Origin of the sequence: Prauserella marina (assembly GCF_002240355.1) — a bacterium.
In the GTDB taxonomy this organism is placed as follows: Bacteria; Actinomycetota; Actinomycetes; order Mycobacteriales; family Pseudonocardiaceae; genus Prauserella_A; species Prauserella_A marina.
The window spans coordinates 2314378-2332740 of the sequence record NZ_CP016353.1 but is presented as its reverse complement, the minus strand read 5'-3'; the positions used below and the strand labels follow the sequence as shown (position 1 = coordinate 2332740).

Genomic DNA, 18363 nt, shown 5'->3' with positions numbered 1-18363 from the left:
AGCCTCAGCCTGCCTTGCTCTCCGGGAGCCGGGCCGGTTCGCGGCCCTCGGGCTGCAACGGCACGGCCGGACGGACGCCCGCCTCGTCGGCCGCGATCAGTTCCTTCGCCTTCGCGGCGTAGATGTCGACGTACTCCTGGCCGGACAGCTCCATGAGCGCGTACATGATCTCGTCGGTGATGGAGCGCTCGATGAACCGGTCGCCTGCCAGTCCCTCGTACCGGGAAAAGTCGAGCGGGCGGCCGAACCTGATCTCCAGCTTGCGGGGCCGCCACATCTTGGAGCCGATGGGATTGACCTTGTCGGTGCCGACCATCACCACCGGAATCACCGGTGCCCTCGACTCAAGCGCGATCCTGGCGACCCCGGTCTTGCCCTTGTACAACCTGCCGTCGGGCGAACGGGTGCCCTCGGGGTAGATGCCGAGCAGGTGCCCGCTTCGCACCAGCCGGATGGCCGTGTCGAGCGCGGCCTGCGCGGCCGAACCGCTCGACCGGTCGATCGGGAACTGCCCGACTCCGGTGAAGAACCACTTTTTCAACAGGCCCTTCGGCCCCTTCTCGGTGAAGTACTCCTGCTTCGCCGGAAAGGTCACCTTGCGCGGAACCCGCAGCGGCATGAAAAAGGAATCGGCGACGGCGAGATGGTTGCCTGCGAGGATCGCCCCTCCCGTTTCGGGGATGTTCTCCCTGCCCGTGACCTTGGCAGGCCACAACAGCCGCAACAGCGGACCGAGCAGCACGTACTTCATGAGGCGATACAGCACCGGGGCAAGCCCTCCTCCGACCTCGAACTCCCGTGACCCCCTGGCCGACAGGTCAGCCTACGAACGGGCGAGCACGGTGCACAACAGGCGACACTCTCTTGGTCGCGTGCCCGCGACGGATGTCACAGCTGGGGCACGCGGCCACGGGTCGCGTTCCTCGTGCGACGATGGACCGACGACAGCTCGACGGAAGGACGATCGGGCATGCCAGTGCTCGCCGGCGCTGAGCCGTTCACACACTCCGGTTCCACCGAGGTCGGAGTGCTGCTGTGTCACGGGTTCACCGGAACACCGGCGAGTATGCGGCCGTGGGGTGAGCATCTCGCCGCCGAGGGATTCACGGTGCGCTGCCCCCGCCTTCCCGGGCACGGTACGACGTGGCGGGAGATGAACCGCACCACCTGGACCGACTGGTACGACTGCGTCGACGCGGGGTTCGCGGCGTTGCGCGGCGAATGCGAGTCGGCGTTCGTTTTCGGCCTCTCGATGGGCGGGACGCTGGCCTTGCGGCTCGCGCAACGACACGGCGCGGACGTCTCGGGGCTGGTTCTGGTCAATCCCTCGGTCACGACGCTGCGCAAGGACGCGAAGCTGCTTCCCGTGCTGTCCAAGGTCATCCCTTCGGTGAAAGGTGTCGCGGGCGACGTCGCCAAACCGGGCGTCACCGAGATCGCCTACGACCGCACTCCGGTACGCGCCGCGGCCAGCCTTTCGGTCCTCTGGCGCCTCGTCAGGGCGGAATTGCCTGCCGTGACGCAGCCGCTGCTGTTGCTGCGCTCGGTCGTCGACCACATCGTGGAGCCCGTCAACGGCCGCATCATCATGGATCGCGTCGGCAGCGCCAACCGGACGGAGGTTCTGCTGCGCGACAGCTTCCACGTGGCGACAATTGACAACGACGCCCCGGAGATTTTCGAACGAAGTGTTGAGTTCGTGCGTTCGGTCAGGCAGGTTGGTGCGCGGTGAGCAGAACGTCAGGCTCGGATGGTCCGGAAAACGTTGACGCGACGTTCGAGGAGATCGTCGCGGATTTGCGTGCGCAAGGCTTCGGTGAGACCGCGGCCGGTGATTTCGACGTCGACGTCGATTCCGGCAGGCAGGACGACCCCGACCTCGCCGACCCCTCGGAGCCGGCGCCGGGAAGGCCCGGCCAGGGCATCACCACCCAGGCCGACACCAAGGAGCCGCCCGCGACCCGCACCGGCGGGGACACCATCGATCCACCCGAAACCGCGACGGCGCAGGACAACTGGCGGGGCAGCAGCGGCAGCTGGGAAGACACCATGCTGGGCGGGCCGCCCCCCGGCTCGGCCGACGACGACGAGCACTACGTCCCGCCGGAGCCCCCTCCGCTGCCGAGGCCGCGCAAGGGCGCCTTCATCGTGCTGTTGTTCTTCGTCGTCGGGTTGCTGCTGCTCATCGCGCCGGGGCTGATCGGGCTGACCACCACGATCGGCACTCCGCTCGGCCTGCTCGCGCTGGCCACCGGGCTGGCGCTGCTGTTGCTGCGGGTCAAACAGGGACCGCCCGACGGAGCCGACCCCACCAACGGCGCCCAGGTGTAGCGCTCGCCTCAAGCCCCTCCGGCCGGTTCCAGCGCGTCGAGCGCGGTCAGCAGCGCCGAAGGCCCGGCCACGACGGCACCGACGGCTCTCACTCGTTCCTTGAGTTCCCTGTCGGCGGTCACCACGACGACGTGATCGCGTGGCCTTTCGTTCCTCGCCGCCTCCGCCGTTTCGACGATCGCGGTGTCGCCGTCGGCTCGCGCCGTGATCACCTCGACGCCGGGCGCCGCGGGCGTCGCGCTCGCCTTGCCCTCGACGACCAGCAGCACCCTCGGCCACCACCGCCAGCCGACGAGCCCGTTCAGTCCCGCGTCAGCGGCCGGTATCCCCGCCGGGCCCAGCAGCGAGAGCCGGTCGCGCAGCCGGAGCGCCGCACCGGCCCGATCGCGCCACCAGCCGTCCGGCCGCGAGCCGACCACGTTCGCCGCGTCGACGACCAGGACGAGCTGCCTGCCGAGCTGGTCGCGCAGCGCTGGCCAGCTCGCGGCGAAATCCCGGTGCAGCGGGTAGTCCTCGACCTCGGAGGGCTCGACCCAGTCGACGGCGAGGCTTTCGTCGTTGGCACTGTGCGGTTCCACGTTCGTGGTCAAGGTGGCCAGCACCGTGGTGTAGCGCCAGCTGCCGTGTTCGTGCACGAGGGAAGCGCGCAGCGCGACCGCCTCCGGTGGTACCGCGGTTTCCTCCCAGGTCTCCCTGATGGCCGCCGCGGCGGGGGTCTCGTCGGACCGCACCGCGCCACCCGGCAGCGCCCACGTCTCACCGTGGTGGGTCCAGCCCGCTCTGTGCTGCAAGAGCACGCCCCTGTCCTCGGTGCTGAGCAACAACCCGGCGGCACCGTGCAAACCCCAGTGCCGCTCTCCGCAGTCACAATGGATGAACCCATCGCCGTCACCGAGCAGCATCAGCCAAGCCTAGTCAACGCGCCGTGCCGTGTTCTTCCCTCGCCAGGGTCGCCGCGCCGACGATGGCGGTCTCGTCGCCGAGCTGGGCGGTGCGGACGCGGGCGAGCGGCCGGTGCGAGGCGCCGGTGAGCGCGGCGGCGTAATGCTCGCGCGCCTCGTCGAGAAACAGCGGAGCCGACTCGGACACCCCGCCACCGATCACGATCACCTCGGGGTCGTAGACGTCGGCGACCAGCGCCAACCCCTGACCAAGCCACCTCGCCAGCTCCGCGACCGCGCGCACCGCCACCGGATCGCCTTCGCGGGCGGCGGCCGCGACGCGCCGCCCCGTGATCGAACCGGGATCGGCGGCGGCCTCCCTCGCCAGCGAGGTCGGCCTGCCGTGATACCCGGCGAGCAGTTCCACCGTGGTGGCGGCCAGCGCGGTACCGCTGCAATACCGCTCCCAGCAGCCCCGCTTGCCGCACGGGCACGCCCTGCCGTCCGGCACGACGCACAGGTGACCGAGTTCGGGCGCGACGCCATGGGCGCCCCGGAACGTCGTGCCGTCGAGCAGCAGTCCCACGCCGATGCCGGTGCCGATGGCCACCAGCGTCACGACCGAGGCTCCGCGAGCGGCACCGAACCGGTGTTCGGCGACGGTGGCCGCGTTCGCGTCGTGTTCGAGAGTCACGGGCAGCCCCACGCGCGAGCAGATTCGGTCGGCGACGGGAGCCGACCGCCAGGCCAGGTGCGGTGCGAACATCACCGAACGCCGGTCGGGGCGCACGAACGCGGCCACGGCGAGCCCGACCGCGCCGACGTCGTGCCGCCGCCGCAGCCGCTCCACCACACCGGCGATCGCGTCCTCCAGCGCCTTCTCGCCGCCGGGAGTCGCCGCCCTCGCCGAGTCGAGCAGCACGCCCCGCTCGTCGACGACCCCAGCGCGCACGCTGGTGCCCCCGACATCGATCCCGATCGTCAGCATGGCCGGTACGGTCTCAGTGCCGATCCCAGCTGTCCCTCGGCCGGACCGTGACCCGCTGTACCTCGGGACCCCCCTCCGGCTCGGGTTCCGGCCGGGGGGAAGGTGAGAAGCCCGGCATGTGGACCCCTTCCTGCGGCTCCCACCTGTCTGCGAGCACCGCCCTGAGCAACGCGACGAGCTGTGCCGCCTGCTCGGCGAGCCGTGCCGCCAGTTCGGGACGCTCGCCGCGCGCGATCGCGACCACCGCGCACAGTGGACACCAGTCGCAACCGCGAGGGCGCGCCGGGCCGTGCTCGGCGCCGGTCCCGCTTCCGTGCCCCGAGGCGAGCAGCCCGTCCAGCCACGGTCCTGCCCGCTCGACGACCATGTCGATCAGCAGCCGGATCTCCTCGGCCAGCCGCACGCCTTCGTTCTGGTCTTCGGCTGCGGTCATCGAGATCCTTCCAGGTGCAGCAGCAGGCCGAGGGAATCGGACTCGGCGTCGGCGAGCACGCAGTGCCGCAACGCTTCCGGCAATGCGATGAGCCTGCGGTGCCCGTCGACCGTGATCGCCAGATCGTCACCGACCCTGGCGAGGTCGATCGCGGAATCCCGCGCGAGCGGCACGGCGACCCGCAGCGTGAACCCGTTGTCCACTTCGGACACCTGAAGCAGCGGTGCGGTTTCCGTGCTTCCGGAGCCGAGCAGCGGGCTCCGGTCGCCGTACAGTTCGCGGGCGATCTCCAGCAGCGCGGGAAGACCGACGGGCTCGGCGGCCCTGTGCTCGACGGAACTGAGCAGTTCCTCGGCGAGTCCCGACGCCGTGAGTTCGGCGAGCACCCGCTCCTGCTGCTCGCGGCGGGTCCGCAGCCAGGACGCCGCCGAACCGCGCCACAACCCCGGCGCGGGCATCAGCCGGTTGGCGATCAGGCCGTCGACCCTGATGCCGCGCAGCGCGAGCGCGGTCAGCGTCCGCCGCGTCTCCGCGACGACGACCCGCTCGGGCGTGAGTACCAGCCGGACCGCGGTCACCTGGGGATCGGTGAGCATTCCGCGCAGGGATTCCACGTGCGCGGCGAGTCGTTCCACCGACCTCGCGACGCTCGACAACCGGCTCTTGCGGCCGTAGGCCCTGCGAAGGAAACCCCCGACGGCCTCGGGAAGCGCGAGCAGCCGCAGCGTTTCCGCCGTCGGCCCGCAGTCGACGATCACGTTCTCCCACACGCCGGTCTCGGCGAGCCTGCGCACCTCGGTCAGCGCCAGCAGTTCGTCGACGCCGGGAAGTACGGTCAGTTCCTCGGCCGCGAGGGTGTCGATGCCCGCCGTACTGACCAGCGCCGAGCGCAACTGCGAACGCAGGGTGTGCCAGGTGTCGTCGGCGAGCGCGCGCGAATCGATCTGGGCGCCGTGCAGGCAAGTGTCCACTTCGGCCGGTTCAGCGCCGAGCGTTGTGCCGAACGCGTCGCCGAGCGAGTGCGCGGGATCGGTGGAGACCACCAGCGTCTTGCCGCCCCGCCCGGCAAGACCGGCCGCGGTCGCGGCGGCCAGCGTCGTCTTGCCGACGCCGCCCTTGCCGGTGAACAGCAGCACGCGCACGTCGGCTCAGTCCTTGCCCTCGACCCGGCGCTTGAGTTCCTTGAGCGCGGTGTCCATGATCATCTTCTCGGCTTTGCGGCGGAGCAGCCCGATCATCGGGAGCACCAATTCGACCGACAGGGTGTAGGTCACGGTGGTGCGCTGCCCCTTCGGCTCCAGCAGGTACTGCCCGTTCTGGGCCTTCTGCATCTGCCCCTTCACCAGGTGCCAGCGCACGGAAAGCCCGTCGTCGGCCCAGTCGTATTCGAGGGTGTAGACGTCCTTCACCGGACCCGAGTCGAGAGTGAACCGCACCTGCTTCGCGCGGCCGGACTCGTCGGCGGCGAGGACCTCGGTCTCGCGGACGGCCTTGGCCCACTCCGGGTAGGCTGGCAGGTCGGCGATGACGGCCATGATCTGCTCTGGCCCTGCGTCGACCTCGATGGATTGCGTGGACTGCTCGGCCATGGGGCTAGAGCGTAGCGGTCTTCGCCTTCACCAGCGCAGCACGTAGGGGCGAGCCGTCTGCTTGAAGTGGCCGACGTTACGGCACTCGGTGCGGCCCGCTCTCGCCCTAGCGGCCAGGGGCTGGTGCACGTGGCCGAACACCGACCACATCGGCTGCTCCGCCGTGATCACGTCGACGAGGGCCGCGGAACCCACTTCGGCCCTGCGGGCCACCACGTCGTAGGTCAGGTCGGGAAGCGCGGGCGGAATGTGGCTGCACAGCACGTCGATGCCGCTCAGCGCGCGAGCCGCGGCGTCGAACTCCTCCCGCTCGCGAAGGTAGGGCCGCCAGAAGCCGCCCCTGCGGGGCACGACCCCGTCGGGCAGCAGCCCACCACCGACGAACCCGAACCGCAGACCTCCGATGTCGGCGACGTCGCCGTCGAGCAGCCGGATTCCGGGCCCCGCGTACTCCGGCCACAAGCCGGGCGCGTCGACGTTGCCCGGCGTCGCGTAGGTCGGGGCCGTCATCGCGGCGAAGAGCGTGGCGTACTGCTGCCTGATGGCCTCGTCAACCGCGGCGCCCGGATCGTCGAGGCTCGCCCACAACGACCTTGAGAAGGCGACGGTCTCCTCGCGCGTGCCCTCTCTGCGCAGTCTCGCGAACGTGCCGACCTTGTCCGCGCCGAACAACGTGCCGAGAATCCCGTTGCCGTGTTCGTGGTAATCGACGAAGTCGAGAAGATCACCGAGCACGATCAGCGCGTCGGCCCCGTCCCCCGCCCGTGCCAGCGCTTCCGCGTTCCCATGCACATCCGACACCACATGAACCCGCACCAGCCCAGCCTACCCAGAGGTGTTCCGGGGCGGTTCGCGTGGCGGTGCGGGTAGCCGAACCTGAGGCGGCGCCGGTTGCGTGCCACCAAGAGCGGCTCCGCCGCCGAGGGAGTACGGCTAGATCGACTCGTGCCGGGGAGGAATGCCCGCTGCCCTTCCGTCCTCCAGCACGTTCTTGAGTTCCAGCGCGATCGCCTTCGCCGCGCGCGCCCTGCGGTCGAACTCACGGCGCAGCATCCTCGGCGTCGGCGAGCCGTGGGGACTCGCCCTGAGGAAGTAGTGCAGCAGCGTGCCGTCGAGAACGGGTTCGAGCCAGATCTCCATCGTCCCGACGAGCGCGCCCCGCACCGTCCAGCGCAGTCCTTCGTCTCCACGGTCGGTGTAAACTTCAAGTACCAGGTCAGGCCAGTACAGCGTCCACGAACGTGGATCGGCGAACGCGGCTGCGACCGTGCTCGGCGGTACGGCGATGAAGGTCTCGTCGACGATGTCCAGTGCGGGCGGGGCTGTGGGACTGCCGGGGTCGCCGGGCGCCGGTGTCCTGCCGGGCAAGCGGGACGTCAACGCGGCGAACAAGGACGAGGGAAGAGACGACAGAGCACGGCGCCGTGAGCGCACCGCACGCGAGGCAGAGCCGGATACGGACACAGCGTGCAGAATGACATGCTCACCGGATCGTGATTACCCGCCCATGGTCAAGCGAGTAATCAGCGGCTAAGTTGACCGGCGAGTAACACTTTTTGTTGGACACGGAGGTTCACGTGCGCGAGTACAGCGCCCCCGCAAACCGGCCGGTGGCCGACGACGAGAACGCCTCGGACGTCGTATGGGCGAACGCGGAACGTTTCGGCGACACCGTGAGCTTCCGCAGGCAGATCGACGGCTCGTGGCGCGACGTCACCGCCCGTGAGTTCGCCGCCGAGGTGCTCGCCGTCGCCAAGGGACTCGTCGCGGCCGGCATCGAAAAGGGCGACCGAGTCGGCTTGATGTCCAAGACCCGGTACGAGTGGACCCTGTTCGACTTCGCCATTTTCGCGGCTGGCGCCGTGTCGGTGCCCATCTACGAGACCTCCTCTGCCGAGCAGGTGCACTGGATCCTTTCCGACGCCGACGCCAAGGCCGTCCTCGTGGAGACGGCCGAGCACACCGCGACCCTCGACGAGGTGCGCGGCAGGCTCACCGGGCTCGCCAGCGCGTGGCAGATCGAGGGCGAGCAGCCCGCCGTCGAGGCGCTGCGCGCGCTCGGCGCCGAGGTCACCGACGACGGCCTGCACGCGAGGCGGCGCGCGGTGAAGGCCGACGACCTGGCCACCATCGTCTACACATCGGGGACGACGGGTCGCCCGAAGGGTGTCATGCTGACCCACCGGAACCTGCTCGAAGAGGTGCGCGCGGACATCGGCGCCTTCCCCCAGCTCATGGGATCCGGCAACTCGCTGCTGGTGTTCCTTCCGCTCGCGCACATCCTGGCGAGGGCGATCGCGCTCACCGCGTTCACCTCCCGCGCGACGCTGGGTCACACACCCGACATCAAGAACCTCGTCGCCGATCTCGGCACCTTCCGCCCGACGTTCGTCGTCGCCGTGCCGAGGGTGTTCGAAAAGGTCTACAACGGGGCCAAGCTCAAGGCGCATTCCGAGGGCAAGGGCAAGATCTTCGACGCGGCCGAGGCGACGGCCGTCGAGTACAGCAAAGCCACCGATACCGGCAACATCGGCCTCGGGTTGCGGCTCAAGCACCTGCTCTTCGACAAGCTGGTCTACACCAAGTTGCGGGCGGCCCTCGGCGGCCGGTGCGTCGCGGCGGTGTCCGGAGGGGCGCCGCTCGGCGCGAGACTCGCGCACTTCTTCCGCGGCATCGGTGTCCCCGTGTTCGAGGGCTACGGGCTGACCGAGACCTCGGCCGCGGCCAACGTCAACACCCAGGACGCGTTCAAGGTCGGCACGGTGGGAAGGCCGGTCGCGGGCACCTCGGTGCGCATCGCCGACGACGGCGAGGTGCTGCTCAAGGGTGGTGTCGTGTTCGGCGCCTACTGGAACAACGAGCAGGCGACGGCGGAGTCCCTTGAGGACGGCTGGTTCCACACCGGCGACCTCGGCGAACTCGACGACGAGGGCTTCCTCAAGATCACCGGGCGGAAGAAGGAGATCATCGTGACCGCGGGCGGCAAGAACGTCGCCCCCTCCGGTCTCGAGGACGCGCTCAAGGCCAACCCCGTCATCAGCCAGGCCATGGTTGTCGGCGACCAGCGTCCGTTCATCGGCTTGCTCGTCACCATCGACGAAGAGTTCTTCCCGACATGGAAGGCCCAGAACGGCAAGCCGGAAGGCGCGACGGTGGCCGATCTCGTCGACGACGCGGACCTGCGCGCCACCGTGCAGAGCGCCGTCGACGAGGCGAACAAGCACGTCTCGCAGGCCGAGTCGATCAAGCGGTTCACCATCTTGCCAAGCGACTTCACCGAGGCCGGCGGGGAGATCACCCCGAGCCTCAAGCTCAAGCGCAACGTCGTGAGCAAGAATTACGCGACCGCGATCGACTCCCTCTACGTCAAGGAGCGCCAGTAGCGGGCTCGTCCTTGTCCCTGACCGGCAGGGTGGTCTCGATGAGGTCGAGCAGTCTCGACAGCGCCCTTTCGAACCGGGCTTCCTCGCTGATGTGCGGGGTCAGCGCCTCGGTCACCACTCTCGTGAAGTAGGGGTAGTCGCCGCTGTCCACCAGCGTCTGGAAGTAGGCGTGCAGTTCCTTGCCGTCCTCCTCGGCCTTGAGGTAGGCGCGCGTCGCCTCCTCGTCCTGGACGTAGCCGCTGACCCAGGTGCTGATGAGCCCGATCGTGTCGAACATGTCGCCGATGCCGAGGCCCAGTCCGTCCACGATGGACATCGAACGCTCGAAGCCGCGCAACATGTTCGGCCCCAGCGTCGGTTTGCCCGACCACAGCGCCGCCAGCCACTGGTGCTCAAGCAGCATCCTGCGGTGGCCGCGGGCGACGTCGGCGAGGTCGGTACGCCAGTCGCCGGTCAGCGGGGCCCACCCTTCCCTGCCGAGTATCCGGTCACCCATGAGCTCGAACAATGCGTCCTTACCCTCGACATAGCGGTAGAGACTCATCGCCCCGGTACCGAGCCTTGCCGCGACCTTGCGCATCGTGACGGCCTCGATGCCCTGCTCGTCGGCGAGGTCGATGGCGGCGTCCGCGATCTGGTCTCTGGTGTAAGCGGGCGCCGGTCCCCGTGCGCGCTGCGCCGAGGGCAGCCACACTCGAATCCGGATCGACAGCCGGGACTCGCCTTTGCCGGTCACCGAACGTACTCCTTCAGGCACACGAAAAACAGTTGCGTACAACGTACTCGGTTGACTATCTTGAACCGCGTACATCGTACTCAGCATAGGGGTATCCATGGGGAATCACACCGGCGAGGCCATCGTCCTCGCCGAGGGATTACGCAAGAGATTCGGGGAAACACAGGCGCTCGACGGCCTCGACCTCGCCGTGCCAGCGGGCACGGTCTACGGCCTGCTCGGGCCCAACGGCGCCGGAAAGAGCACCGCGGTCAGGGTGTTCTCGACGCTGACGAGGCCGGACGAGGGCAGGGCCATGGTGGCGGGGCACGACGTCGTACGCGATCCGGCAGCCGTGCGGCGCCGCATCGGCCTCGCCGGTCAGCACGCCGCGCTCGACGAGCAGCTCACCGGCAGGGAAAACCTGCGCATCTTCGGCAGGCTCTTCCATCTCGGCCGCGCGAAGGCCCGGCAGCGGGCTGACGAACTGCTCGAACGCTTCCAGCTCGCGCACGCGGGCGACCGGCTGGTCAAGACCTACTCCGGCGGCATGAGGCGCAGGCTCGACCTGATCTCCAGCCTCATCATCTCGCCGACCGTCCTGTTTCTCGACGAGCCGACGACGGGACTGGATCCCCGTAGCCGCAACGAGATCTGGGACACCGTGCGAGATCTGGTCACCGACGGCACAACGGTGCTGCTCACCACGCAGTACCTCGACGAGGCCGACCAGCTCGCGCAGAACATCGCCGTGATCGACACCGGCAAGGTCATCGCCGCCGGCACGCCCGACGAGCTCAAGGCCAGGATCGGCGGCCGGATCGACGTGGTCGTCAGCGACAACTCCGACCTCGGCGAGGCGGCCAGAGCGCTGGCGGTACTCGCCTCCTCCGATCTCGAACCCGATCTCGACGCCGAGCGCAACCTGCTGAGCGTTCCGGTCGGCACGGAATCGCTCGCGCTGCCCGACATCGTGCGCCAGCTCGACCAGGCGGGAGTCAAGGCCGTCGACGTCGGCATCAGGAAGCCGACACTCGACGAGGTGTTCCTGACCCTCACCGGGAAACCGGCCACCGAGGACGAGAGCGAGAAAGAGGAGGTCGCGCCATGACCGCCCCCGCGATGAACTCCACTTTCCGCTCCGGTCTCTCCGACGGGCTCACCGTCATGAGCCGCAACCTGCTCAAGCTCAAGCACCAGCCGGGGCAGATCGTGGCGACCTTCGCCTTCCCACTGGTGTCGGTCGTGTTGTTCGGCTACGTCTTCGGCAGCGCCATCCCCATTCCGGGCGGCGGAAACTACCGGGAATACCTGATGCCGGGCCTGTTCGTGATGGGAACGGTCTTCGGGGTCATGGGCGCGCTCACCGTGATCGCCAAGGACAACGGCCTCGGCGTCATGGACAGGTACCGTTCGATGCCGATGGCCCGCTCGGCCGTCCCGTTCGGACAGACGGCTTCCGATCTGCTCGTCTCGGCGGGCAGCCTGGTCGTGATGGCGGCGTGCGGGCTGCTGTTCGGCTGGCGCGCGCACAACGGTATCGGCGCCACGCTCGGCGCCTTCGGTCTGCTGCTGTTGTTGCAGTACGCCGTGTCGTGGGTGGGCGTCTACCTCGGCGCGCTGGCCAAGAACGAGGAGACGGCGGCCAGGATCGGCCCGCTCATCTTCCCGATCACGATGATCTCCAACGTGTTCGTGCCCACCGAAGGAATGCCGGCCGTGCTGCGCACGATCGCGGACTGGAACCCGGTGAGCTCGGCGACCATCGCGCTGCGCGAACTGTTCGGCAACCCTGGCGTGCCCACCGGTGACCTGGCGTGGCCGCTGGCCAACCCGGTGCTGGCCACCGCGGGCTGGTCGGTGCTGTTGCTGGCGATCTTCGTGCCGCTCGCGGTACGCCGCTTCCGCAACGCCGGACTCTGACCAAGGAAACCGCCCGTGCCGGGGGAAAGCCCCTCGGCACGGGCGGTTCTCACTGGACGAGCGTGACCACCGGCGACGGCTGGTCCGACAACGGAAGTTCGTAGCGCTGAGCGAGATACGAGGCGATGTCGTGGAACAGCGGCGCGGCCGAGCTGCCCTCCTCGATGGTCGTGTCCGGCGCGTCGAGCCGGATGCCCACGACGAACCTGGGGTTGTCGGCGGGAAGGATGCCCGCGAAGGTGATGTTGTAGAGGTTGTTGCTGTAGGCCCCGGTCTGCGGATCGACCTGCTGACCCGTTCCGGTCTTTCCGGAGATCTGGTAGCCCTCCAGCGCGGCGGCCGGCGCCGTTCCGTTCTGGTTGCCGCCCTCGTGCTGGGTCACCGCGCGCAGCATGTCCTTGACCGTGTTGGCGGTCTGCTCGCTCACCACCCGCGTGCTCTTCGGCGCCGGTTCGGGAACCCGGTCGCCATCGGGCGTGATCTTCGCGTCGACGACGCGCGGCTCGACCCTGACCCCGCCGTTGGCGATGGCCTGGTACATGCTCGCCATCTGCACCACCGTCATCGAGAGTCCCTGCCCGATCGGCAGGTTGCCGAAGGTCGTTCCCGACCACTGGCTGCGCGGCGGCACGTAGCCCGAGCTCTCGCCCGGCAGCCCGATGCCGGTGCGCTGGCCGAGCCCGAACTTGCGGAGCAGGTCCATGTACTTGTCCGGCCCGACCTCCTCCGAGAGCATCAGGGTGCCGACGTTGGAGGACTTCGCGAAGATCCCGGTGGTGGTGAACGGCTGAGTGCCGTGCTCCCAGGCGTCCCGCACCGTGTGGTCGGCGATCTTGATCGAACCGGGAACCTGGCGTACCGAGTCGGGCTCGGCGATACCGGAGTCGATCGCAGCCGTCGCGGCGATGATCTTGTTGACGGAACCCGGCTCGTACGGCGTTGTCACCGCGGTGTTGTTGGTCAGCTCCGGCTCGAAGGTCGTCGAATCGTTGGGGTCGAAGGTCTTGTCGTTGGCCAGCGCGTACACCTCGCCGGTCTTGGCGTCGAGCACGACCGCGCTGCCGCCTTGTGCGCGCGATTTCGCCACGTAGTCCGACAGCTTGCTCTGCAGGTCGTACTGCAAATCGGAATCGATCGTGAGCTGTAGGTCGGAACCGGGAATGGCGGCTTGCAGATCCCGCTCGGTCCCCGGAATCACCACGTTGTCGTTGCCCTGCGCGGTATCCACGATCTGCTGGCCCGGAGTTCCAGCGAGATCGTTGTCCCTCAGGTTCTCCAGCCCGATGAGCCCGTGGATGTTGTGCTTGGACACGTCGGGATCCTCGGTGCGCCAGTTGGCGAAGCCGACGATGTTGGCCGCCAGTTCGCTACCGGGGTACTCGCGCTTGGCCCGCTTCTCGTAACCGATCTCGGGGAACTCGTTCTTGATCTCGTCGGCGATGGAGGGTTCGACGCCGTCGACGAGATAGGTGAAGCTCGCGTCGCGGTGGAACCGCTCCAGCATCTCCTTTTCCGTCGTCTTGCCAGGCAGCTTCTCCGCGATGAACGCCGCGATCTCGGCGACCCTCGTGGTGTAGTTCTCGCCGGATTCCGGATTCTGCTTGGCAAAGTCGTCCCACGTCTTGCGCATCAACCGCAGGTTGGCCCACAACATGCGGGTCTCCACGCTGAAGGCGAGCTCGGCCCCGTTGCGGTCCACGATGGAGCCACGCTGGGCCGGGATGTCGATGGTCGTCGTGCGCTGCTGCTCGGCCTTCGCCGAAAGCGCCTCGGCCTCGAACCCCTGGATCTGCACCAGCTTCAGCCCCGCGGCGACCAGCAGGACGACGAGGAAGATCCGGCCGACGGCGAACCTGCCCTTGATGTTCCTTGTCGCCGACGGCGCGCCCCCGCCGCGCGCCGTGACCGAGTAGGTGCGGCGGGCCGTTCCGCCGGTCACCTCGGCCCTCTTGCGAGAGCCTCCCTGACGTGGCATGTACTCCCCTTCGGCCGTCCCCTGCTACTCGTCGCCCTGGCCGTCCTGGTCGCGATTGTCTTGCTCTCGCTCGGAATCGCGCGACTGGTCCTGTCCTCGCTCCTCGTTCGCGGCCTGCTCGCCTTGACGCTGTTCCTCGCTACCGGCGTCACCGGCGTTGTCTCCGTCGCCCGCGTCGCCTTCCGAGGAGGACGGCGTCCGCTGCGGGGGCGGTGCTGGAGCGGTGGCCTCCACCGGCTCACCGACGACCGTGGTCGAACCGTCGGCTCCGACGACGATGCGCGCGGGATTACCGCCCGGCACCATGCCCAGTTGCTTGGCGCGCTCAGCGAGCGAGTACGGCGACTTGGCCGTGGCGACCTCTCGCTGCAACTGCTCAGCGCGCTCGGCGAGGTGGCCGTTGTCCTGCCGGAGCTGTTCGAGCCGGTAGGAATCGGCGATCGCCTGCGTCGAGAGCCACAGCGTGGTGGCGACACCGGCCACCATCAGCGCCATCAACAGCAGCACGAAGGAGGCGCGGGACCGGGGCCAGCGCAGCAGTTTCACGCGCTGCGCCCTGGGCTCGGGCGCCTTCGCGCGCTGGACCTCCTTGGCCCGCTGCGCACGCCTGGCGTAGGCGCGCTCTGCGGCCGAACTGCGCCGCCGGGCCGGTGATTCGGCCTCCCGCTCCTCCAAGGGCCTTTCCGGCACGCTCGGCTTGGTGCGCTGCCGGGTTCTGGTCGACTGCTGGGCGCGGGTACGGGAACGAGCTGGTGCGGTCATCAGGCAGCCACTCCGATCTTCTCGGCAGCGCGCAGGCGGACGGAACTCGCGCGAGGGTTGTGCTCGGTCTCCCGTTCCCCCGCCTTCTCCGCGCCCCTGGTCAGCAGCCTCAGTTCGGGGCCATGACCCGGCAGCTCGACGGGGAGTCCCTCAGGGGTGCGGGAACTCGCCTTCGCCGCGAACGCGCGCTTGACGATGCGGTCTTCGAGCGATTGGTAGGACTCCACCACGATGCGCCCGCCTTCTCGCAGCAGGTCGATGGCGGAGGGCACCGCGGTGCGCAGCACCTCAAGCTCCGCGTTGACCTCGATACGCAGAGCCTGGAAGGTGCGCTTGGCCGGATGTCCCCCCGTGCGCCTGCTCGGCGCGGGAACCGTGTCGTAGAGCAACTCCACCAGGCGTTCGCTGCGATCGAACGGCGCGCCCGCTCTCGCGGCGACGACGGCTTTCGCGATGCGCCCCGCGAACCGTTCCTCGCCGTAGTCGCGCAGGATCCGCGCGAGGTCGGCGACGGAATAGGTGTTGAGCACGTCGGCGGCGGTCGGCCCGGTACTGGGATCCATGCGCATGTCCAGCGGCGCGTCCCTCGCGTAGGCGAATCCCCGCTCCGCCCTGTCGAGCTGCATGGAGGAGACACCGAGGTCCATCAACACGCCGTCCACATGCGACAGACCGAGATCGGCGACGACGGCGGGCATCCGGTCGTACACCGCGTGCACCAGCTCGACCCGGTCGCCGTACTTGGCCAGCCGCTCCCCCGAGCGGGCGAGCGCGGAAGGATCCCGGTCGAGACCGATGAGCCTCAGCGAGGGGTTTGCCTCAAGCAACGCCTCCGCGTGCCCTCCCAGCCCCACGGTCGCGTCGATCAGTACGGCATCAGCACCGGTGAGCGCGGGCGCGAGCAGTTCCAGCACCCGGTCGAGCAAAACCGGAAGGTGCGCGACGTCGTCATTCACGGCCGGCACCCCCTTTCGCCTCACCCGCCCCGTGTCTCCGTCTGGACGGATGCCGTCAGGTTGCGGACCTGATACCGGGGAAGGTGCATCAGGGCCGCAGCCTGACGGCATCCGTGCCGAGACTTCATCGTGTGCCGCACGCGGCCGGTGGAACCCGCGCCCCCGACCGCGCGGGTGCCGGTATCCGGCCGCTAGAACACGCCAGGCAGGATCTCCTCCTGCGCTTTGGCGTAGTTGTCCTCGTGTTCTTCCAGGTAGCCCTGCCACGCCTGGGCATCCCAGATTTCCAGCCTGGTGATCGCACCGATCACCACGCACTCCTTGTTGAGCCCGGCATAGCGCCGCAACTCGGACGCGATCGCGATCCGCCCCTGCCCGTCCGGACGTTGCTCGTCGGTACCGGCGAACAAGTACCGCTGGTAGGCCCGAACCGCCTCGTTGGTGAACGGCGCCTCGGCCACCTTGCGGGCCATCTGCTCGAATTCGGCACGCGGGAAGACGTAAAGGCAGTGATCTTGCCCTTTGGTGATCATCAGCCCACCCGCCAGCGCGTCCCGGAACTTCGCGGGCAACGTGAGCCGCCCCTTGTCGTCCAGCTTCGGGGTGTGGGTGCCGAGGAACATCGGCCTCCACCTCCCCTACCGACCAACGCCGAACCCACGCGCCGCGGATTCCCGAGATCGGCTACGAGGCTCCCTTCCGCCCCACTGCTCACCACCGTACCCCACTTTTCTCCACAGTCAACGCCGAAACGGCTCGATCGTGCCCGTTCGAGCGACATCACCGCAGGTCAGGAAGGTCCGCCTCGCGTGGGGCCCGGTGGGGGGTTCCACAGAGGACAGCCGACGTCGCCGCCACGGGGGATGCGCGAGCACCCCCGGCATCACCCTCGCGTCCGCCGCGCCACGGCAACATCGCCGGAAACCCGCGCGAATCGGACAGGTCGTCGCGGCACCGGCCCGCCCAGGGCCGTCGGCGGCACCGGCGGTGGGGCCGGGTGGGGAGCCGGCAGGCCCGCACCGGGACCGACACGGCACGTCACCGGCGGTGAGCGTGAACGGCCGAGGTGGCCGCGAGCTTGAGTCAGGGTTGTATTCCGCAGCTCGCCCGCGTTTGACACACTTCGTGGCAGGCTGTCCGAGGGTGAGGAACAGTCAAGCCCACGGATGATCCGCACACGTTCGTGGCATGCGCGAGGGCTTCAGCAGCAGGAGGTCGTGTGACGTCGAGAGCACAAGCGACGGAGGGGGCGGCTCCCCACGGGGGCCGGGACAGTACGGCCATCGCCGAGCTGCGCGGAGAAAAGGGAACCGACCAGGTTCCCCACCCTTCCGAGAACAACCCGTACCCGCACGGGGCGGTACCGGAGAGCGCGGCGCCAGGGGCGCCCGCTCAACTGGACGAACTGCACGACACGGTGCGCAGGATCGCGGCCAACGTCGAACGCGTCCTCGTCGGCAAACCCGACGTCGTGCGCGTCGCGCTGGTGACGCTATTGGCCGAGGGACACCTGCTGGTCGAGGACGTGCCGGGCGTCGGAAAGACGTCGCTTGCCAAGGCGCTGGCCAGGTCCATCGACTGCACCGTCAGCCGTATCCAGTTCACCCCCGACCTGCTGCCGAGCGACGTCACCGGCGTCTCGATCTACAACCGGCAGCGCGGCGACTTCGAGTTCAGGCCGGGGCCGGTTTTCGCCAACATCGTGGTGGGCGACGAGATCAACAGGGCCTCGCCGAAAACCCAGTCCGCGCTGCTGGAGTGCATGGAAGAGCAGCAGGTCACGGTCGATACGACCACCTACCACCTCGAAGAGCCGTTCATGGTGATCGCCACCCAGAACCCCATCGAGATGGAAGGCACCTACGCGCTGCCGGAGGCCCAGCGCGACCGGTTCACCGCGAGGGTGTCCATCGGCTATCCCGATCCGAAGGCCGAACTGGCCATGGTCGACGAACACGCTGGGCACAACCCGATCGCCGACCTGCGGCCGGTGTCCGACGCGGCGACCGTGCACCGGCTCATCGAAACGGTCAGGGCCATCCACATGGCGCCCGAGGTACGGCAGTACGCGGTCGAACTGGTCGCGGCGACCCGCCAGGTTCCCGAACTGCGGCTCGGCGCCTCGCCGAGGGCGACGTTGCAGCTCGTGCGCGCGGCGAGGGCACAGGCAGCGCTGTCGGGCAGGGAGTACGTCGTCCCCGACGACCTGCACGCGGTGGCCGTTCCCGTGCTGGCTCACCGGCTCGTGCTCACGACGGAAGCACACGCGGCCCGCAGGTCGGCCACCGACGTCATCCGCGCCGTGCTGCACCGCATTCCCGTGCCACACGGAGGAAACGGTCTGGCGCGCCGGTAGTGAACCCGCACAGCACCCACCGGCGACGGCTTTCCCATCGCCGGCCCGCCTCGACGTCGCTGAGGTCAGGA

19 protein-coding genes are annotated in these 18363 nt (G+C 68.9%); 6 read left to right on the top strand and 13 right to left on the bottom strand.

What is annotated here, in order from left to right; translation table 11 throughout:
* Window positions 1-4: 4 nt before the first annotated feature.
* Window positions 5-766: a lysophospholipid acyltransferase family protein gene (locus tag BAY61_RS10795; protein ID WP_091795829.1), complete on the bottom strand. Its 762-nt coding sequence runs from the start codon at window positions 764-766 to the stop codon at window positions 5-7.
* Between the two features lie 204 nt (window positions 767-970).
* Here BAY61_RS10795 and BAY61_RS10790 point away from each other — a divergent pair, with 204 nt between their 5' ends.
* Window positions 971-1732, top strand: a complete 762-nt coding sequence (locus tag BAY61_RS10790; protein ID WP_091795828.1) for an alpha/beta hydrolase — start codon at window positions 971-973, stop codon at window positions 1730-1732.
* Window positions 1729-2331 (top strand): hypothetical protein, encoded by a 603-nt coding sequence (locus BAY61_RS10785; RefSeq protein WP_091795825.1) that lies wholly within the window; start codon window positions 1729-1731, stop codon window positions 2329-2331. The genes BAY61_RS10790 and BAY61_RS10785 overlap by 4 nt, the downstream gene beginning before the upstream one ends.
* An 8-nt stretch (window positions 2332-2339) precedes the next feature.
* On the opposite strand, the gene BAY61_RS10780 is transcribed toward BAY61_RS10785, so the two are convergent.
* The 7 genes from BAY61_RS10780 to BAY61_RS10750 all read right to left on the bottom strand — a co-directional run bounded on the left by BAY61_RS10780 (window position 2340) and on the right by BAY61_RS10750 (window position 7590).
* Window positions 2340-3233, bottom strand: coding sequence for an NUDIX domain-containing protein (locus BAY61_RS10780; RefSeq protein WP_091795822.1), 894 nt, complete (start codon window positions 3231-3233; stop codon window positions 2340-2342).
* Between the two features lie 13 nt (window positions 3234-3246).
* Entirely contained in the window at window positions 3247-4200 is a 954-nt protein-coding gene (locus BAY61_RS10775) for an ROK family protein (protein WP_170140042.1), read from the bottom strand.
* Between the two features lie 13 nt (window positions 4201-4213).
* Window positions 4214-4633: a hypothetical protein gene (locus tag BAY61_RS10770; protein ID WP_091795819.1), complete on the bottom strand. Its 420-nt coding sequence runs from the start codon at window positions 4631-4633 to the stop codon at window positions 4214-4216.
* Window positions 4630-5775 (bottom strand): ArsA family ATPase, encoded by a 1146-nt coding sequence (locus BAY61_RS10765; protein ID WP_091795816.1) that lies wholly within the window; start codon window positions 5773-5775, stop codon window positions 4630-4632. The genes BAY61_RS10770 and BAY61_RS10765 overlap by 4 nt, the downstream gene beginning before the upstream one ends.
* 6 nt (window positions 5776-5781) lie before the next feature.
* Entirely contained in the window at window positions 5782-6222 is a 441-nt protein-coding gene (locus BAY61_RS10760; protein ID WP_091795813.1) for an SRPBCC family protein, read from the bottom strand.
* Window positions 6223-6249: 27 nt separating this feature from the next.
* A complete protein-coding gene (locus tag BAY61_RS10755) occupies window positions 6250-7038 on the bottom strand; it encodes a metallophosphoesterase family protein (RefSeq protein WP_091795810.1) in 789 nt (262 codons plus the stop codon).
* Between the two features lie 117 nt (window positions 7039-7155).
* On the bottom strand, window positions 7156-7590 hold the full coding sequence (locus BAY61_RS10750) for a polyketide cyclase / dehydrase and lipid transport (protein WP_091798651.1): 435 nt from the start codon (window positions 7588-7590) through the stop codon (window positions 7156-7158).
* A 209-nt stretch (window positions 7591-7799) separates the two neighbouring features.
* On the opposite strand from BAY61_RS10750, the gene BAY61_RS10745 reads away from it, so the two are divergent.
* On the top strand, window positions 7800-9605 hold the full coding sequence (locus BAY61_RS10745) for an AMP-dependent synthetase/ligase (protein ID WP_091795807.1): 1806 nt from the start codon (window positions 7800-7802) through the stop codon (window positions 9603-9605).
* Here BAY61_RS10745 and BAY61_RS10740 read toward each other — a convergent pair.
* Window positions 9589-10341 carry a TetR/AcrR family transcriptional regulator gene (locus tag BAY61_RS10740; RefSeq protein ID WP_245865976.1) on the bottom strand — a complete coding sequence of 251 codons (753 nt, stop codon included), beginning with the start codon at window positions 10339-10341 and terminating at the stop codon, window positions 9589-9591. The genes BAY61_RS10745 and BAY61_RS10740 overlap by 17 nt on opposite strands.
* A gap of 97 nt (window positions 10342-10438) precedes the next feature.
* On the opposite strand from BAY61_RS10740, the gene BAY61_RS10735 reads away from it, so the two are divergent.
* Window positions 10439-11431, top strand: coding sequence for an ATP-binding cassette domain-containing protein (locus tag BAY61_RS10735; protein ID WP_091795804.1), 993 nt, complete (start codon window positions 10439-10441; stop codon window positions 11429-11431).
* Window positions 11428-12243 carry an ABC transporter permease gene (locus tag BAY61_RS10730; protein WP_091795802.1) on the top strand — a complete coding sequence of 272 codons (816 nt, stop codon included), beginning with the start codon at window positions 11428-11430 and terminating at the stop codon, window positions 12241-12243. The genes BAY61_RS10735 and BAY61_RS10730 overlap by 4 nt, the downstream gene beginning before the upstream one ends.
* A gap of 49 nt (window positions 12244-12292) precedes the next feature.
* On the opposite strand, the gene BAY61_RS10725 is transcribed toward BAY61_RS10730, so the two are convergent.
* From BAY61_RS10725 to mraZ, 4 genes are all read right to left on the bottom strand, one after another.
* Entirely contained in the window at window positions 12293-14218 is a 1926-nt protein-coding gene (locus tag BAY61_RS10725) for a peptidoglycan D,D-transpeptidase FtsI family protein (RefSeq protein WP_091795800.1), read from the bottom strand.
* Window positions 14219-14242: 24 nt separating this feature from the next.
* Window positions 14243-14980, bottom strand: a complete 738-nt coding sequence (gene ftsL, locus BAY61_RS10720; protein WP_176879482.1) for a cell division protein FtsL — start codon at window positions 14978-14980, stop codon at window positions 14243-14245.
* Entirely contained in the window at window positions 14980-15936 is a 957-nt protein-coding gene (gene rsmH / locus BAY61_RS10715) for a 16S rRNA (cytosine(1402)-N(4))-methyltransferase RsmH (RefSeq protein WP_245865973.1), read from the bottom strand. The genes ftsL and rsmH overlap by 1 nt, the downstream gene beginning before the upstream one ends.
* Window positions 15937-16127: 191 nt before the next feature.
* On the bottom strand, window positions 16128-16559 hold the full coding sequence (gene mraZ / locus BAY61_RS10710; RefSeq protein WP_091795794.1) for a division/cell wall cluster transcriptional repressor MraZ: 432 nt from the start codon (window positions 16557-16559) through the stop codon (window positions 16128-16130).
* 596 nt (window positions 16560-17155) lie between these two features.
* Here mraZ and BAY61_RS10705 point away from each other — a divergent pair.
* Window positions 17156-18292, top strand: a complete 1137-nt coding sequence (locus BAY61_RS10705) for an AAA family ATPase (RefSeq protein WP_420848723.1) — start codon at window positions 17156-17158, stop codon at window positions 18290-18292.
* Window positions 18293-18363 lie beyond the last annotated feature (71 nt).

Excerpts from the sequence above, each read along its gene's own strand:
- BAY61_RS10790 (WP_091795828.1), top strand. The coding sequence starts at position 971 with ATGCCAGTGCTCGCCGGCGCTGAGCCGTTCACACACTCCGGTTCCACC.
- BAY61_RS10780 (WP_091795822.1), bottom strand. The coding sequence starts at position 3,233 with ATGCTGCTCGGTGACGGCGATGGGTTCATCCATTGTGACTGCGGAGAG.
- BAY61_RS10775 (WP_170140042.1), bottom strand. The coding sequence starts at position 4,200 with ATGCTGACGATCGGGATCGATGTCGGGGGCACCAGCGTGCGCGCTGGG.
- BAY61_RS10770 (WP_091795819.1), bottom strand. The coding sequence starts at position 4,633 with ATGACCGCAGCCGAAGACCAGAACGAAGGCGTGCGGCTGGCCGAGGAG.
- BAY61_RS10760 (WP_091795813.1), bottom strand. The coding sequence starts at position 6,222 with ATGGCCGAGCAGTCCACGCAATCCATCGAGGTCGACGCAGGGCCAGAG.
- BAY61_RS10735 (WP_091795804.1), top strand. The coding sequence starts at position 10,439 with ATGGGGAATCACACCGGCGAGGCCATCGTCCTCGCCGAGGGATTACGC.
- BAY61_RS10730 (WP_091795802.1), top strand. The coding sequence starts at position 11,428 with ATGACCGCCCCCGCGATGAACTCCACTTTCCGCTCCGGTCTCTCCGAC.
- BAY61_RS10725 (WP_091795800.1), bottom strand. The coding sequence starts at position 14,218 with ATGCCACGTCAGGGAGGCTCTCGCAAGAGGGCCGAGGTGACCGGCGGA.
- ftsL (WP_176879482.1), bottom strand. The coding sequence starts at position 14,980 with ATGACCGCACCAGCTCGTTCCCGTACCCGCGCCCAGCAGTCGACCAGA.
- mraZ (WP_091795794.1), bottom strand. The coding sequence starts at position 16,559 with ATGTTCCTCGGCACCCACACCCCGAAGCTGGACGACAAGGGGCGGCTC.